The sequence below is a fragment of the Mycobacterium sp. OAE908 genome (assembly GCF_017872775.1).
GTDB lineage: Bacteria > Actinomycetota > Actinomycetes > Mycobacteriales > Mycobacteriaceae > Mycobacterium.
Map to the genome: position 1 here is coordinate 3747084 of NZ_JAGGJL010000001.1, position 16239 is coordinate 3763322.

Below are 16239 nucleotides of genomic sequence, written 5' to 3' on the forward strand. Positions count from 1 at the left end.
GCGCTATTCCGGCTGTTCGATCTGCTGTTTGTTGCGCTCGGAGACGGCGTGGAACTGGTCGCCGAGGCCCTCGAAATTCCGGTGCTGCGCGAAGGCGATCTTCTCCTCCGCGGCAAGCCCGGGATCGATTACTGCGGCGGAGCCTGCCGTATAGATCTCCTTGAGCCCCAACATGACCGGACCGGGAACCTCGGCGATCTGTGCGGCGAGTGACAGCGCCCGGTCGAGAAGGCTGTTGTGCGACACCACCTCGGTCACCAAACCGATGCGCTCGGCGCGGGCCGCGTCGACGACCTCACCCGTCATCGACAGCCGCCGCGCCATCCCCAAGCCGACGAGTTGGGGGAGTCGCGCCGTCATCCCCCCGCCCGGCAGGATGCCGACGCGGGCATGCGTGTCGGCGAAGACCGCCCGCTCCGATGCGACGAGAAAGTCGCAGCCGAGTGCCATCTCGAGGCCGCCGGTGAAAGTCGCCCCGTTGATCGCGCCGACGATGGGCGTGCGCATCTTGGCGACCGCCGCGATGCAGCTTTGCGAGCGGAACTCCTCGAAATACTTCAGCCCGTCGCGCTGGGCCTCCTTGAGGTCGACGCCGGCGCAGAAGGCCGGATCGGCGCCGGTCAGCACTACTGCTCGCACGGCATCGTCGGCGTCGGCTTGGGTCAGTGCGGTGTATGCCGCCCTGATCAGGTCCCGGCTCAACGCATTTCGCGCTTCGGGCCGATTGAGCGTCAGCAACCTGACGGCGCCGTGATCCGCCGTCAGGACAAGAGATTCGGTCACGGCAAGAACTGGTTGGCGGTGTTCGCCAGGTCCAGTAGCGGCTGCGGCAGCGCGCCGAGCGCGAACGTCACCGCCGCGGTGATCGTGACGACCGCGGTGGTCAATACGCTGGGCACCACCACGGCGGGCGCGTCGTCGGGCGGTTCGGTGAAGAACATCAACACGATTACCCGCACATAGAAGTAGGCAGCCACCGCGCTGGCAACGACGCCGATGACGACCAGAGGAATCGCACCGCCCTCACCCGCGGCCTTGAACACTGCGAACTTACTGACGAAGCCGCTCGTCAACGGGATACCGGCGAAGGCGAGCAAGAACAACGAAAACACAATGCCGACAACGGGATAGCGCCGGCCCAGGCCGGCCCACCGGGCCAGCGCGGTGTCCTCTTCGCCTGCTGGATTTCGCACCAGGCCCACCACGGCGAAGGCGCCGACCGTGCTGAAACCGTAAGCGAACAGATAGAACAGCGTCGATGACACGCCGGCTTCGTTCTGGGCGATGACGCCGGTCAGGATGAAGCCGGTGTGTGCCACCGCCGAATAGGCAAGCATCCGTTTGACGTCGTTCTGGGTCACGGCGGTGACGGTGCCGATCACCATCGTCAGGATCGCGATCGCCCACATCACCGGTCGCCAGTCGTCGTGCAGACCCGGTAGTGCGATATAGAAGATGCGCAGCATCGCGCCGAACGCGGCGATCTTGGTGGCGGCGGCCATGAATGCGGTGATCGGGGTGGGAGCGCCTTGATACACGTCCGGGATCCAGGAGTGGAACGGCACCGCCCCGACCTTGAACAACACACCGACGAGCAGCAGCCCGGTGCCGATCAGCGCCAGCGACGTCTTGCCGGACCCCGCAGCCACCGCATCGGCGATGCCGGCGAGGTTCAGCGTGCCCGCGTACCCATACAGCATGGCGGCGCCGTACAGGAAGAACGCGGACGAAAACGCCCCGAGCAGAAAGTATTTCACCGAGGCTTCCTGCGAGAGCAGACGCCGCCTTCTGGCAAGGCCGCACAACAGGTACAGCGGCAGCGACAGCACCTCGAGCGCGATGAACATGGTCAGCAGATCATCGGCTGCGGGGAAGATCAGCATGCCGCCGATGGCGAACATCGTCAGCGGGAACACCTCGGTCTGCATCACGCCCGCTTTGGTGGCCAGCTTTTCCACGACGCTGCCCGCGATCGCCGAGGCTTGCGGAGTGAACGCATCCAGGCCCGGGCCCGGTTCTTCGTCGGAAGGTGCGGTGATGCGGCGTTCGGCGATGAGCAGGATGCCGAGCACACCGACCAGCACGATTGTGGCCTGGAGGAACAGCGTTGGCGCGTCGACGGCGATGGCGCCGCCCACTGCCGTTCGTCCTGGGCTGCCCTTCAGATCCCTGGCAAGCCCGATGACCGCCACCAACGCGGCGGCCAGGCCGCCAACGCTGAGGACCAACTGCGCGGCGTAGCGCTGCTGGCGTGGGAGGAACGCTTCGACGAGCACACCGACGACGGCCACCCCGAGCACGATCAGCATGGGAGAGAGCAGGCCGTATTCGACTGTGGGGGTAGGTATGTTCATCGTGCCGGCCCTTCTGCCATCTTCGGTGCCGGGTCAGGTTGGTCGATGGTGGTCAGCGTGTGACTGACCGCGGGGTTGATCACGTCGAGAACGGGTTTCGGATACACCCCGAGCAGCAGCAGTAGCGCGATAAGCGGTGCGACGACCAAGATTTCGCGAGGCACCAAGTCGCGCAACCGATCGTTGCCCTCCTTGACCGGGCCGCCCATCATCCGCTGGTAGGCCCACAGGATGTAGAGCGCTGAGAGCACCAGGGCCAACGTCGCAAACACCGCGAATGCCGGGTAGCGCGTGAATGTTCCGATCAGGACCAGGAATTCGCTGATGAACGGCGCCAGACCGGGCAGTGACAATGTCGCAAGACCGGCGACCAGGAACGTGCCGGCCAGCACCGGCGCGACCTTCTGCACTCCGCCGTATGCGCTGATCAAGCGGGTTCCCCTGCGTGACACCAGGAATCCGGCGATCAGGAACAGCGCAGCGGTGGAGATGCCGTGGTTGACCATGTACAGGGTTGACCCGGACTGGCCTTGGCTGGTCATGACGAAGATGCCGAGAATGATGAAACCGAAATGTGAGATCGACGTGTAGGCGATCAGCCGCATGACGTCGACCTGGCCGATCGCGAGGATCGCGCCGTAGACGATGCCGATGACCGCCAGTGTGATGATCAGCGGCCGGAAATACATTGAGGCGTCAGGGAACAGCTGCAGGCAGTAGCGCAGCATGCCGAAGGTGCCGACCTTGTCCATGACCGCCATCATCAGCACTGCGCTGGCCGGAGTGGCCTCAACTGCGGCGTCGGGCAGCCACCGATGAAACGGCCACAGCGGCGCCTTGACCGCGAAGGCGAACATGAACCCGCCGAACAACAGGTTCATCACGGCCGGGCTCATCACGAACTGACCACTGGACACAGCGGTGACGATCGCGCGGAAGTCGAACGTCCCTGCGGCGAACGCGTTGCTCTGCGCGGTCACCACATAGAGGCCGATCACCGCGGCGAGCATGATCAGGCCGCCAAATAGGTTGTACAGCAAGAACTTCACCGCTGCTTTGGATCGGTTTTCGCCGCCGAATCCTCCGATCAGGAAGTACATCGGGATGAGCATGGCCTCGAAGAACACGTAGAACAGCAGCACGTCCAGCGAGACCAGCGACATCAACACCATGCCCTCGACCGCGAGCGTGAGCGCGAAGTACGTGTGCACCGAGCGGCCGCCCCAGCCGATCTGGTCGCTGGCGTCGTTCCAGCCCGCGATGATCAGCAGCGGCACCAGGACAGCGGTCAACACGACAATGGCGAGGGCGATGCCGTCGACGCCAAGGATGTAGCCGGTGCCGAAAGACGGGATCCACTTGTGGTTTTCGACGAACTGGTACTGCTCGCCGCCCGGCTTGAAGCCGACCGCGATCACCAACGTCACCCCGAGCACGGCCAACGACGTCACCAACGCGAGCCACTTGGCCGTCACGCGCTGCGAGGCGGGCAACACCATCACCAGCGCCGCGCCGAGCATCGGGATCGCCCACAGGATCGTGAGCCACGGAATGTTGTTCACCACAGCTGCACCGCCAGGATCGCGGCGACCACAAGGGCCGCACCGGCCAACATCGACAGGGCATACGAGCGGGCGAATCCGGTTTGCAATTGCCGGAATCCGTCCGAGATTCGACCGACGACCGCGGCGAGTCCGTTGGCGGCCCCGTCGACCACCTCGTCGTCGATCTCGACGAGACCCTCGGTGAGCTGCTGCCCCGACCGCATGAACACCCGTTCGTTGAAGGCATCCCCGTAGAGATCCCGGCGCGCCGCTGCGGTGAGCGCGGAGCCCGCCGGCACCTCTTCTGGTACGGCGCGGCTGGCGTACATGCGGTAGGCGATCGCGATTCCGACGGCGACCACGACGAGGATCACTGTGGTAGCCACCCACACCGGGGTCGCGTGTGCCTCTTCGTGGGCGCCGACGACGGGTTCCAGCCACTTCTGCAGGGTGCCGCCGATGGCGAAGAAGCCGCCGGAGAACACCGAGCCGATGGCCAACAGGATCATCGGCCACGTCATGACCGCTGGTGATTCGTGCGGATGTACCACCAACTGGTTCCCCGTCGCTTCGCTCGCCTCGGAAGCCCAACGCTTTTTGCCGAAGAACGTCATCAACATCACCCGGGTCATGTAGAACGCGGTGATGCCTGCACCCAGGATCGCCGCCGCCCCCAGGATCGGGCCCTTGATGCCGCCGCTGCCCAGCGCGGCCTCGATGATGCCGTCTTTGGAGAAGAACCCGGCCAGTGGTGGGACACCGATGATCGCCAGGTACCCCAGCCCGAAGGTGGCGAAGGTGATCGGCAGCGCCTTCCGCAGCCCGCCGTAGCGGCGCATGTTCACCTCGTCGCCCATGGCGTGCATGACCGACCCGGCGCCGAGGAACAGCCCGGCTTTGAAGAAGCCGTGGGTGAGCAGGTGCATGATCGCGAACGCGTACCCGGCCGGGCCCAGCCCGGCGGCCAGCACCATGTAGCCGATCTGCGACATCGTGGAGGCCGCGAGTGCTTTCTTGATGTCGTCCTTGGCGCAGCCGATGATCGCCCCGAACAACAGCGTTACCGCCCCGACGATCACCACGCCCAGTTGAGCTCCCGGCGCCAGGTTGAACACCGGCCCCGACCGCACGATCAGGTAGACGCCGGCGGTGACCATGGTGGCGGCGTGAATCAACGCCGAGACCGGGGTGGGGCCTTCCATCGCGTCGCCCAGCCAGGACTGCAGCGGGACCTGGGCGGACTTGCCGCACGCGGCGAGCAACAGCAGCAGCCCGATCGCGGTCAGGACGCCTTCACTGAGTTTGGGGGCCGCGGAGAAGACGCCGGCATAGGAGATCGACCCGATGTAGGCGAACATCACCATCAGCGCGATGGCCAGACCCATGTCGCCGACACGGTTGACCACGAACGCCTTCTTGGCCGCCGTTGCGGCAGAGGGTTTGTGCTGCCAGAAACCGATCAGCAGATACGACGCCAGGCCCACGCCTTCCCAGCCGACGTAGAGCCCGAGGTAGTTGTCGGCCAGCACCAGCAGCAGCATCGCCGAGAGAAAAAGGTTGAGGTAGGCGAAAAACCGTCTGCGTTCCGGATCTTCGGCCATGTAGCCGATCGAGTAGATGTGGATCAGCGAGCCGACGCCGGTGATCAGCAGCACGAAACACATCGACAGCGCGTCGAGTTGCAGGCCGAAGTCCACCTGCAGCCCGCCGACGGGCACCCAGGAGAACAGGGCCTGGTGGATCACTCGGTCTTCTGCGTGGCGCCCGAGCATGTCGACGAACAACACGACACCCGCACCGAAGGAGGCCAACGAGGCGGCACAGCCCAGCAGGTGACCCCAGCTGTTGGTTGCTCTGCCGGCAAGCAGCAGGACGGCGGCGCCGGCCAGCGGCAGGGCGATCACCAGCCACACAAGAGTTGTCATGGCGGCCTTAGTGTTTCAGCAGACTGGCTTCGTCGACCGAAGCCGACCGGCGGGTGCGAAAGACGGTCATGATGACGGCGAGACCGACCACGACCTCGCACGCGGCCACCACCATGGTGAAGAACGCCACCACTTGACCATCCAAATGGCCGTGCATGCGGGAGAACGCGACGAACGCCAGATTCGCGGCATTCAGCATCAACTCCACACACATGAACATGATGATTGCGTTGCGGCGCAACAACACTCCCGCCGCACCAATGGTGAACAACAGCACCGACAAGTACAGGTAATTGTCGGGATTCACTCGTCACCCCCACTGCCGTTGGTCTGACTGACGGTTCGTGTCTGGAGAATCGCACTCACCGACAGCTCCGAGGCGGACCCGTCGGGGAGGCGGGCGGCGATGTCGACGGCGTTGTTGCGGGCGTACACACCGGGATTGGGCAGCGTGGTCGGATGTCCGCCGGGCCGAAACCGCTCCTGCGCCAACTCACGTTGGGTCTTACGCCGCTCAAACCGCTCGCGGTGGGCCAGCACCATCGCGCCGAGCGCAGCGGTGATCAGCAGGGCACCGGTCAGTTCGAACGCCCACAAGTACTTGGTGAAGATCAGCACGGCCAGCCCCTCGACGTTGCCGCCGCTATTGGCCTCTGCCAGCCCGGCGTAGCCGTTCACCGACACGCTGCCGACGCCTGCGATGACCAGGACACCGAAACCCAGTCCGACGACGATGGCCGCGACACGTTGTCCCCGAATGGTTTCGACAAGCGACTCGGAGGAGTCGACACCGATGAGCATCAGCACGAACAGGAAGAGCATCATCACCGCGCCGGTGTAGACCACTACCTGCACGACGCCAAGGAAGAGCGCGCCCTGCGCGATGTAGAACACCGCCAGCACGATCATCGTGGTGGCCAGAAACATCGCCGAATACACGGCCTTCGGTGCGGATACCACGCCGATTGCGCCGAGCACCGCGACCGTACCCAGGACCCAGAACAGCACCGCCTCCGTCGTGGAGGTGTGCCCCGCAGCTTCCGAAGGAAGCGCGGCGAGGATGTCGATCGTCACTTGACGTCCTCGGTCACCGGCTTGATGTTGCCCAGGTAGTAGTCCTCGTCGGTGCTTCCCGGCGCCATGTCGTGGGGCGGAGGCAGCATGCCCGACTGCAGTGGGGCCAGCAGTTTGTCCTTGCCCCAGATCAAGTCGGCGCGGTTGTCGTCGGCCATTTCATAGTTGTTGGTCATCGTCAGTGCCCGCGTAGGACAGGCCTCGATGCACAATCCGCAGCCGATGCACCGCAGGTAGTTGATCTGATAAACCCGGCCATAGCGTTCCCCGGGCGAAAAGCGTTCTTCCTCAGTGTTATCCGCGCCCTCGACGTAGATGGCGTCGGCGGGGCAGGCCCATGCGCACAGCTCGCAGCCGATGCATTTCTCCAGCCCGTCGGGATACCGGTTGAGCTGATGGCGGCCGTGGTAACGCTTGGCGACGGGGCCGGGCTTCTCCGGATACTGCTCGGTGATCCGCTTCTTGAACATCGTGGAGAACGTGACACCGAAGCCGGCGATCGCGTCCAGGAACTTAGGCATCGGCCTTCTCCTTTGAGATCTTCTTCGCCGCCGCCGGCAGCGGTGGCACCGGGAACGCTCCGGCATCAACGGCTTGCTCTGGAACGTTCGTGACGGTTCTCGACCGCAGCGATCTGGCCAACAGGAACAGGATGATGAGCGCGACCACAGCGCCGACCGTGATCAGCCCGGTCGTCAGTTGGCCGTAACCGTGGTTGCGCAGTGCGCGCGTGCTCGACACGATCATGATCCACACCAGCGAGACCGGGATCAGCACCTTCCAGCCCAACCCCATGAACTGGTCATAGCGCATCCGTGGGAGCGTGCCGCGCAGCCAGAAGAAGACGAACATGAACGTCCAGACCTTCGCGACGAACCAAAGTAGCGGCCACCAACCGTGATTGGCCCCGTCCCACATGTTGATCGGCCATGGCGCATGCCAGCCGCCGAAGAACAACGTGGTCGCCAGCGCCGACACCGTGAACATGTTCACGTACTCGGCGAGCATGAACATCGCGAACTTGATGGACGAGTACTCGGTGTGGAACCCGCCTACCAGTTCGCCTTCGGCCTCGGGCAGATCGAAAGGCGCCCGGTTGGTTTCGCCGACCATCGACGTCAGGTAGACAAGGAACGACGGCAGCAGTGGGAAGATGTACCAGAGACCCTGCTGGGACGCGACGATGCCCGAGGTCGACATGGTGCCCGCGTAGATGAACACCGCGGCGAACGACAACGCCATCGCGATCTCGTAGGAGATCACCTGGGCGCTCGACCGCAGGCCACCCAGCAGCGGATAAGTGGAACCGGACGCCCACCCCGCCAACACGATTCCGTACACCCCGATCGACGTCGCGGCGAGTACGAACAGCACCGCGACGGGCATATCGGTCAGTTGCAGCGCGGTGCGGTGTCCGAATATCGACACCTCACCGCCCATGGGAATGACGGAGAACGCGATGAACGCGGGAACCACGGAGATGACCGGCGCCGCAAGGTAGATGAATTTGTCCACACCCGCAGGAATGAGGCCCTCTTTGAGGGCCAGCTTCACTCCGTCGACCAGTGACTGCAGCAGCCCCCACGGCCCGACCCGGTTGGGGCCTGGCCGGTTCTGCATGTAGCCGAGCAGCTTTCGCTCGAGGAGGATCGCCACCAGCAAGGACAACATCAGGAAGACGAAAATGAAGAGCGCCTTGGCGATCATCAGCCACCACGGATCGTGGCCGAAGAGAGTGGGATCCGGATATGTCATCAGGCCGCCCGTCCGATCGTCACGACAGAACCTGCAGTCACGCCGAGTTGCGGATATACCGCTGAGCCAGGGGAATTGAGCGGTAACCACACAGTGTCGTCGACCATCTCCGTGATCGTCAGCGGCAGGGTGATCGTGCCGCGGTCCGTGCTCACGGTCACCAGATCGCCTTCTGCTACGCCGATTCCGGCCGCGGTCCCCGCCGACAACCGTGCGACCGGCTCTCGTGCGGTGCCCGCGAGATGCGGTTCGCCATCCTGAAGTCGACCCGCGTCGAGCAGCATCCGCCAGCTCGCCAACACAGCCTGCCCCTTACCCGGGGACGCCGGGCGTGGCGGTGTCCCTTCGGGAGAAGCGGGTCGCTGCCCTGCCCACAGACCCAGGCGTGCCATCTCGTCGCCCGCGACCAACGCGGACGCCATGTTGAGGTCAATCCCGAGCTCATCGGCCAGGAACGCGAGCACCCGCAGGTCCGGCAACGCGTTGGTCTGCAGCGACGGCGCAAACGGGCGAATGCGGCCCTCCCAGTTCATGAACGAGCCGGCCTTCTCCACGACCGGTGCGACGGGGAACACGACGTCGGCGAGTGCGGTGACGGCACTTTCGCGCAGCTCGAGGCTCACGACGAATGGTGCAGCGTCGATCGCCTTCAGTGCCACGTCGGGGTCGGGCAGGTCGGCGAGCTCAATCCCGCCGATGAGTAGCGCACCGAGTTCACCGCTTCGTGCCGCCTCGAGGATGCCTGCGGTGTCACGGCCAGGCGTCGACGGCAGCTCGTCGAAATTCCACCCGGCAGCAGTCTGTTCGCGGGCTGCCGCGTCGCTGACGGGCCGTCCGCCAGGAAGCAGCCCGGGCAGGGCGCCGGCCTCCAACGCACCGCGCTCACCGGCCCGTCGCGGTATCCACGCCAGCCGGGCACCGGTAGCCGTCGCCAATTTCGCTGCGGCAGAAAGTGCTCCGGGTGAGGCGGCCAGCCGCTCGCCGACGAGGATTACGGCGCCGGGCATCCTCAGCTTCGCATCGTCGGCCAGACTGTCCAGGGCGGCCGCCTCGTTACCCGGTGCAGTCGGGATCAGTTCACCCCGCATCTTGGTCAGTGCGCGGGTGGCGAAGGGCGCAATCGACTTGACCTGCACAGCGTTCTTGCGGACCGCCTTGCGCAGCCGCAGGAACACGATCGGCGACTCTTCCTCGGGTTCGAATCCGGCGAGCAGCACCGACGGCGCATTCTCCAGGTCTGCGTAGGTCACCGTCATCGGCTGGCCCGCGACATGCGCGGCAAGAAAATCAGCTTCCTCGGCGCTGTGCGAGCGGGCGCGGAAGTCGATGTCGTTGGTGCCCAACGCCATTCGAGCGAATTTGGAGTATGCGTAGGCATCTTCCACGGTCACGCGCCCGCCGACCAGCACGCCGGTGCTGCCGTATGCCGCGGCCAGGCCCGCGCTGGCGACGGCAAGGGCTTCCGACCAGGAGGCCGGCCGCAACTTGCCGTCTTCGTCGCGGACCAGCGGAGTGGTGATCCGGTCGCCCTGGGTGGTGTAGGTGAACGCCCAGCGGCCCTTGTCGCAGTTCCACTCCTCGTTCACCTGCGGATCGTCACCGGCCAAGCGGCGCATCACTTTTCCACGGCGATGGTCGGTGCGCTGGGCGCAGCCCGACGCGCAGTGCTCGCAGACGCTGGGGCTGGACACCAAGTCGAACGGGCGGGCCCGGAACCGGTACGCGGCGCCGGTGAGCGCACCGACGGGGCAGATCTGCACGGTGTTGCCGGAGAAGTACGACTGGAACGGTTCGCCCGGCGCGATGCCGACCTGTTGCAGCGCACCGCGTTCGAGCAGTTCGATGAACGGGTCGCCGGCGATCTGGTCGGAGAAGCGGGTGCACCGTGCGCACAACACGCAGCGTTCCCGGTCCAGCAGCACCTCGGAGGAGATGTTGATCGGCTTGGGGAAGGTCCGCTTGACGTCCTCGAACCGCGTCTCAGGTCTGCCGTTGGACATCGCCTGATTCTGCAGCGGACACTCGCCGCCCTTGTCGCACACCGGGCAATCCAGCGGATGGTTGATGAGCAGGAGTTCCATCACCCCCTGCTGCGCCTTGTCTGCGGCTTCGGACGTGAACTGCGTGTGCACCACCATGTCCGGTGTGCACGTCGTGGTGCACGACGCCATCGGCTTGCGTTGGCCCTCGACCTCGACCAGGCACTGCCGACACGCTCCAACCGGGTCCAGCAGCGGATGGTCGCAGAACCGCGGGATCTGCACACCGATGAGTTCGGCGGCCCGAATCACCAAGGTGCCCTTCGGCACACTGACTTCCACGCCGTCGATGATGACGTTCACCATCTCGACCGACGGGGCGTCATGTGCTGGCTCGGTCACCGTCATCTAGACACCCACCCCTTCCGTTGCCATCAGCGTCGACGCATGCGGATCGAACGGACAACCGCCCGAGAGGTGCGCTACGTATTCATCGCGGAAGAACTTGAGCGACGAGATGATAGGCGCGGCGGCCCCATCTCCCAGCGCGCAGAACGACTTCCCGTTGATGTTGTCGGCGATGTCGAGCAGCTTCTGGATATCAGCTTCGGTACCGGCACCCGTTTCCAGTCGTTCGTAGATCTGCGCCAGCCAGTAGGTGCCCTCGCGACATGGCGTGCACTTGCCGCATGACTCGTGTGCGTAGAACTCGGTCCAGCGGCGGACGGCGCGCACCACGCACGTCGTTTCGTCGAAGATCTGCAACGCCTTGGTGCCGAGCATGGTGCCGACACCGGCCATGCCTTCGTAATCCAGTGGTACGTCCAGGTGTTCGTCGGTCAGCAGTGGCGTCGAGGAACCACCGGGTGTCCAGAACTTCAGGGAATGGCCGGCCCTGACACCTCCCGCGTAATCGAGTAGCTCGCGCAGCGTGATCCCAAGCGGAGCTTCGTATTGCCCGGGATTGGTGACATGCCCCGACAGCGAGTAAAGCGTGAACCCCGGCGACTTCTCCGTGCCCATCGACCGGAACCAGTCCACGCCGTTCAGCAGCACCGGCGGCACACTGGCAATCGATTCGACATTGTTGACCACAGTGGGGGATGCGTAGAGGCCGGCCACCGCCGGGAACGGGGGCCGCAGCCTCGGCTGGCCGCGACGGCCCTCCAACGAGTCCAGCAGAGCGGTCTCTTCGCCGCAGATGTAGGCGCCCGCGCCTGCGTGCACGATCAGTTCGAGATCGAACCCGGACCCCTGAATATCGGAGCCGAGATATCCGGCGTCGTAGGCCTCGGCGACCGCAGCCTGCAGCCGGCGCAGCACCGGCACGACCTCACCGCGAACATAGATGAACGCATGGTGCGCCCGGATCGCGTACGACGCGATGATCACGCCCTCGACAAGAAAATGCGGCGTCGTCAACATCAGCGGAATGTCTTTGCACGTACCAGGTTCCGACTCGTCGGCGTTGACAACCAGATAGTGCGGTTTGGCGCCGGCGCCCGTGTCGTCTTGAGGGATGAACGACCACTTCGTACCGGTCGGGAACCCTGCGCCGCCGCGGCCGCGCAGACCCGAATCCTTCATCGTGGAGATGACGTCGTCAGGGGCCATGCCGAGCGCCTTCTCGAGCGCCTTGTAGCCATCGTGGCGGCGGTAGGTATCAAGCGACCATGGCTCGGGTTCATCCCAGAACCGGCTCAACACCGGAGTGAGTTGCGTCATGTCTTCGAGTCCGTTGCGCTCGGGTCCGTCTCGGGTTCCTTCGGCTCGGGCGGCACGCTAGCCGCTGGGTCGGGGGCCGCCTGATTTCGCGTGGCTTCCTTCGCCACCTTCTCGTCGTCGGGGCCACTGTGCGAATCCGTCGCTACCTCGACCTCGGGTGCCTCCATGCCACGCTCGCGCGCGACACGCAGCCCGGCCAGGGTTGCATCGCCAGGCCCGGTCTGCGCGGAGGCCCGCTCCGGATCGGGCAGTCCCGCAAGAACTCTCGCGGTCTCCTTGAAAGTGCACAGCTGCGCGCCACGAGTCGGCGCCGGCGGTTGCCCTGCCCGCAACTGATCGACGAGATCGCGCGCCGACGATGGCGTCTGGTTGTCGAAGAACTCCCAATTGACCATCACGACCGGTGCGTAATCACACGCGGCGTTGCATTCGACATGCTCGAGTGTGACGCGGCCATCGGAGGTGGTCTCGCCGGCGTGAACGCCCAAATGGTCTTGCAGCGCTTCGAGTATCGCGTCGCCGCCCATGATCGCGCACAGCGTGTTCGTGCAGACGCCGACCAGATACTCGCCCGTCGGCGTGCGCCGGTACATCGAGTAGAACGTGGCGACGGCGGTCACCTCGGCGTCGGTCAATCCCAACTGCTTCGCGCAGAATGCGATACCAGCCGCGGTGAGGCAGCCGTCTTGGGATTGCACCAAGTGCAGCAGCGGTAACAAGGCCGACCGACCCTGCGGATACTTGGCGATCACCTGCTCGGCATCGGCAGCCAGCCGCGCTTCGACGTCGGCCGGATAGGTCTTGGCGCCTTGGATCGGTGGGCCGGGCTCGTCTGGCCGCTGGCCCAACTCGAGAAAGACGCTCACCTGTCAACCCCGCCCATCACCGGGTCGATCGACGCCACCGCAGTGATCGCGTCGGCGACCATGCCGCCTTCGCACATGGCGGCAACCGCCTGCAGGTTGTTGAACGAAGGGTCTCGGTAGTGCACCCGGTAGGGGCGGGTGCCGCCGTCGGAGACCATGTGGACGCCGAGTTCGCCGCGCGGCGATTCGATCGCGACGTACACCTGACCGGCGGGCACCCGGATGCCTTCGGTGACGAGTTTGAAGTGGTGGATGAGTCCCTCCATCGAGTGGCCCATGATCTTGGCGATGTGTTCAGGTGAGTTGCCCAGGCCGTCGGGCCCGAGCTTCAAATCGGCCGGCCACGCGAGTTTCTTGTCGGTGATCATCACGGGGCCTGGCTGCAGTTTGTCGAGGCACTGCTCGATGATCTTCAGCGACTCGTGCATCTCCTTGACGCGGATCAGGTAGCGGCCGTAAGAGTCGCAGCCGTCGTCGGTGATGACGTCGAACTCGTAGTTCTCGTAGCCGCAATACGGCTCTGCCCTGCGCAAATCGTGGGGCAGACCGGTGGAGCGCAGGCAGGGACCGGTGATGCCCAGTGCCATGCATCCGGTCAGATCCAGGTAGCCGATGCCCTGGGTGCGCGCTTTCCAGATGTAGTTCTCGGACAGCAGGTCTTCGAGATCCTTGAGCCGGCGGGGCATCAGCTTGAGCATGTCGCGGATCTGGGGCACAGCTTCCTCGGGCAGATCCATCGCCACCCCGCCGGGCCGGATGTAGGCGTTGTTCATCCGCAGCCCGGTGATGGTTTCGAAGATCGACAGGATCTGCTCGCGCTCGCGGAAGCCGTAGAACATCGCGCCCATGGAGCCCAGTTCCATTCCGCCGGTGGCCAGCGCGACCAGATGCGACGAAATGCGGTTGAGCTCCATCATCATCACGCGGATGACACTGGCCCGCTCCGGGATGTCCTCGGTGACACCGAGCAGCTTCTCCACGCCAAGGCAGTACACCGTTTCGTTGAAAAGCGGTGAGAGGTAATCCATTCGGGTCACGAAGGTGACGCCCTGGGTCCAGTTGCGGAACTCGAGGTTCTTCTCGATGCCGGTGTGCAGATAGCCGATGCCTGCCCGGGCCTCGACGATGGTCTCGCCCTCGATCTCCAGGATGAGGCGCAGCACTCCATGGGTGGACGGGTGCTGCGGTCCCATGTTGACGACGATCCGTTCGCCGACGTGCGATGCCGCGTTTTCCCTTGCCGCAGCAACGACTTGGTCCCAATCCTGGCCGCCGACGACGACCACCCTTTCGGGCGGGTTGGTTGGTGCGCTCATTAGTTGTAGGCCCTCCGCTGATCGGGCGGTGGAATCTCGGCGCCGTGGTATTCCACCGGGATGCCGCCCAGCGGATAGTCCTTGCGCTGCGGATGTCCGACCCAGTCGTCGGGCATTTCGATGCGCGTCAGGGCGGGATGGCCGTCGAAGACGATGCCGAAGAAGTCGTAGGTCTCGCGCTCATGCCAGTCCACGGTCGGATACACCGAATACAGCGACGGAATGTGCGGGTCCTCGTCTGGTGCGGCGACTTCCACGCGAATGCGGCGGTTGTGGGTGATCGACATCAACGGGTAGACCGCGTGCAGCTCGCGGCCTTGGTCGTCGGGATAGTGCACACCGCTGACCCCCAAGCACAGCTCGAACCGCAGGGCGGGGTCGTCGCGCAAGGTCTGAGCCACCGCGGGCAGCTGCTCGCGCCGAACCTCCAGGGTCAGCTCGTCGCGGTAGACCACCACCCGCTCGATGGAAGCGGCGTAACCGTCGTCTCCCAGCGCGGCGGTCAACTTGTCGACGACGTCGTCGAAATAGCCGCCGTACGGGCGCGGCGAACCGCCGGGCAGCGCCACCGGTCGGACCAGGCGCCCGTATCCCGAGGTGTCGCCGGTGCCCCTGGCGCCGAACATTCCGCGGCGCACACCGATGACCTCGGGGGGATCGAGGTCAGCCTGACCGCCATTGTTTTCGGTCACCGCAGCAAACCCTTGAGCTCGATGGTCGGCGTGACCGCCAGCGCTGCGGCCTCGGCTTCGCGGATCGCCTCCTCGCGGTGCACGCCCAGCGGCATCTCCTGAATCTTGTCGTGCAGCTTCAGGATTGCGTGCAGCAGCATCTCGGGCCGCGGCGGGCAGCCAGGCAGATAGATGTCCACCGGGACGACGTGATCAACGCCTTGGACGATCGCGTAGTTATTGAACATCCCGCCCGAGGAGGCGCACACCCCCATCGCCAGCACCCACTTGGGCTCGGCCATCTGGTCATAGATCTGGCGCAGCACCGGCGCCATCTTCTGGCTGACCCGACCGGCCACGATCATCAGATCGGCCTGCCGCGGCGTCGCCGAGAACCGCTCCATCCCGAAGCGCGAGATGTCAAAGCGCGGTCCCGCGGTGGCCATCATCTCGATGGCACAGCACGCCAGTCCGAAGGTCGCCGGCCACAGCGAGCCCTTGCGGATGTAGCCGGCCACCTTCTCGACGGTCGACAGCAGGATTCCGCCGGGCAGCTTTTCCTCTAGTCCCATGTCAGGCCTCCCCGCCGCCATACATAGGCGTAGGCCACGAACACCACGACCATGAACAGCAGCATCTCTACCAGGGCAAACAGCCCCAGGCTGTCGAACGCGACCGCCCACGGGTAGAGGAACACGATTTCGATGTCGAAGATGATGAACAACATCGCGGTCAGGTAGTACTTGATCGGAAATCGCTGGCCCGACGCGTGGGCCGAAGCCATCTCGGGCACCGGCTCGATGCCGCACTCGTAGGCCTCTAGTTTCGAATGGTTGTAGCGCCGTGGTCCGACCAGCAGAGCAATGCCGACCGAACCGACTGCAAACGCAGCCGCAATGGCGCCAAGAACCAATATTGGCGTGTACAAATCCATACCGAGCAAACGCTCCCTCGTGGGCTGTCGATGTGAGCTTACCCACACCCTATCGAGCTTTGAGACGGGTGCCACGCATTTTGGTTAGAGTCGCTA

At 64.8% G+C, this 16239-nt stretch carries 15 protein-coding genes; all 15 read right to left on the reverse strand.

All coding sequences use genetic code 11. The annotated features are described in order from the left end of the window. Nucleotides 1-3: 3 nt before the first annotated feature. Genes J3E61_RS18435 through J3E61_RS18505 form a run of 15 tightly spaced genes read right to left on the reverse strand, consistent with a single transcriptional unit; the run spans nt 4 to nt 16143 of the window. Nucleotides 4-783, reverse strand: a complete 780-nt coding sequence (locus J3E61_RS18435) for an enoyl-CoA hydratase (RefSeq protein ID WP_210084508.1) — start codon at nt 781-783, stop codon at nt 4-6. Beyond that, nucleotides 780-2354, reverse strand: a complete 1575-nt coding sequence (nuoN, locus tag J3E61_RS18440) for an NADH-quinone oxidoreductase subunit NuoN (RefSeq protein WP_192721585.1) — start codon at nt 2352-2354, stop codon at nt 780-782. Before nuoN ends, J3E61_RS18435 begins: the two co-directional genes overlap by 4 nt. After that, nucleotides 2351-3919, reverse strand: coding sequence for an NADH-quinone oxidoreductase subunit M (locus J3E61_RS18445; protein WP_210084509.1), 1569 nt, complete (start codon nt 3917-3919; stop codon nt 2351-2353). The genes nuoN and J3E61_RS18445 overlap by 4 nt, the downstream gene beginning before the upstream one ends. Next, nucleotides 3913-5823 carry an NADH-quinone oxidoreductase subunit L gene (gene nuoL, locus J3E61_RS18450; RefSeq protein ID WP_210084510.1) on the reverse strand — a complete coding sequence of 637 codons (1911 nt, stop codon included), beginning with the start codon at nt 5821-5823 and terminating at the stop codon, nt 3913-3915. Before nuoL ends, J3E61_RS18445 begins: the two co-directional genes overlap by 7 nt. A gap of 7 nt (nt 5824-5830) precedes the next feature. Next, nucleotides 5831-6130, reverse strand: a complete 300-nt coding sequence (gene nuoK / locus J3E61_RS18455; RefSeq protein WP_192721582.1) for an NADH-quinone oxidoreductase subunit NuoK — start codon at nt 6128-6130, stop codon at nt 5831-5833. Next, nucleotides 6127-6885, reverse strand: a complete 759-nt coding sequence (locus J3E61_RS18460; RefSeq protein ID WP_210085614.1) for an NADH-quinone oxidoreductase subunit J — start codon at nt 6883-6885, stop codon at nt 6127-6129. Before J3E61_RS18460 ends, nuoK begins: the two co-directional genes overlap by 4 nt. A gap of 8 nt (nt 6886-6893) precedes the next feature. After that, entirely contained in the window at nt 6894-7418 is a 525-nt protein-coding gene (nuoI, locus tag J3E61_RS18465) for an NADH-quinone oxidoreductase subunit NuoI (protein ID WP_192721581.1), read from the reverse strand. Continuing rightward, entirely contained in the window at nt 7411-8652 is a 1242-nt protein-coding gene (nuoH, locus tag J3E61_RS18470; protein WP_192721580.1) for an NADH-quinone oxidoreductase subunit NuoH, read from the reverse strand. The genes nuoI and nuoH overlap by 8 nt, the downstream gene beginning before the upstream one ends. Continuing rightward, the gene (locus tag J3E61_RS18475) at nt 8652-11039 is read right to left on the reverse strand and encodes an NADH-quinone oxidoreductase subunit G (RefSeq protein ID WP_210084511.1); all 2388 of its coding nucleotides are present in this window, start codon (nt 11037-11039) and stop codon (nt 8652-8654) included. The genes nuoH and J3E61_RS18475 overlap by 1 nt, the downstream gene beginning before the upstream one ends. Further along, a complete protein-coding gene (nuoF, locus tag J3E61_RS18480; RefSeq protein ID WP_210084512.1) occupies nt 11040-12356 on the reverse strand; it encodes an NADH-quinone oxidoreductase subunit NuoF in 1317 nt (438 codons plus the stop codon). After that, the gene (gene nuoE / locus J3E61_RS18485) at nt 12353-13222 is read right to left on the reverse strand and encodes an NADH-quinone oxidoreductase subunit NuoE (RefSeq protein ID WP_210084513.1); all 870 of its coding nucleotides are present in this window, start codon (nt 13220-13222) and stop codon (nt 12353-12355) included. The genes nuoF and nuoE overlap by 4 nt, the downstream gene beginning before the upstream one ends. Next, complete coding sequence (locus tag J3E61_RS18490) at nt 13219-14538, reverse strand: NADH-quinone oxidoreductase subunit D (protein WP_192721576.1); 1320 nt, start codon at nt 14536-14538, stop codon at nt 13219-13221. Before J3E61_RS18490 ends, nuoE begins: the two co-directional genes overlap by 4 nt. Further along, complete coding sequence (locus J3E61_RS18495) at nt 14538-15230, reverse strand: NADH-quinone oxidoreductase subunit C (RefSeq protein ID WP_210084514.1); 693 nt, start codon at nt 15228-15230, stop codon at nt 14538-14540. The genes J3E61_RS18490 and J3E61_RS18495 overlap by 1 nt, the downstream gene beginning before the upstream one ends. Next, a complete protein-coding gene (locus tag J3E61_RS18500) occupies nt 15227-15781 on the reverse strand; it encodes an NADH-quinone oxidoreductase subunit NuoB (protein WP_192721574.1) in 555 nt (184 codons plus the stop codon). The genes J3E61_RS18495 and J3E61_RS18500 overlap by 4 nt, the downstream gene beginning before the upstream one ends. Continuing rightward, a complete protein-coding gene (locus tag J3E61_RS18505) occupies nt 15772-16143 on the reverse strand; it encodes an NADH-quinone oxidoreductase subunit A (RefSeq protein WP_192721573.1) in 372 nt (123 codons plus the stop codon). The genes J3E61_RS18500 and J3E61_RS18505 overlap by 10 nt, the downstream gene beginning before the upstream one ends. Between the last annotated feature and the right edge of the window lie 96 nt (nt 16144-16239).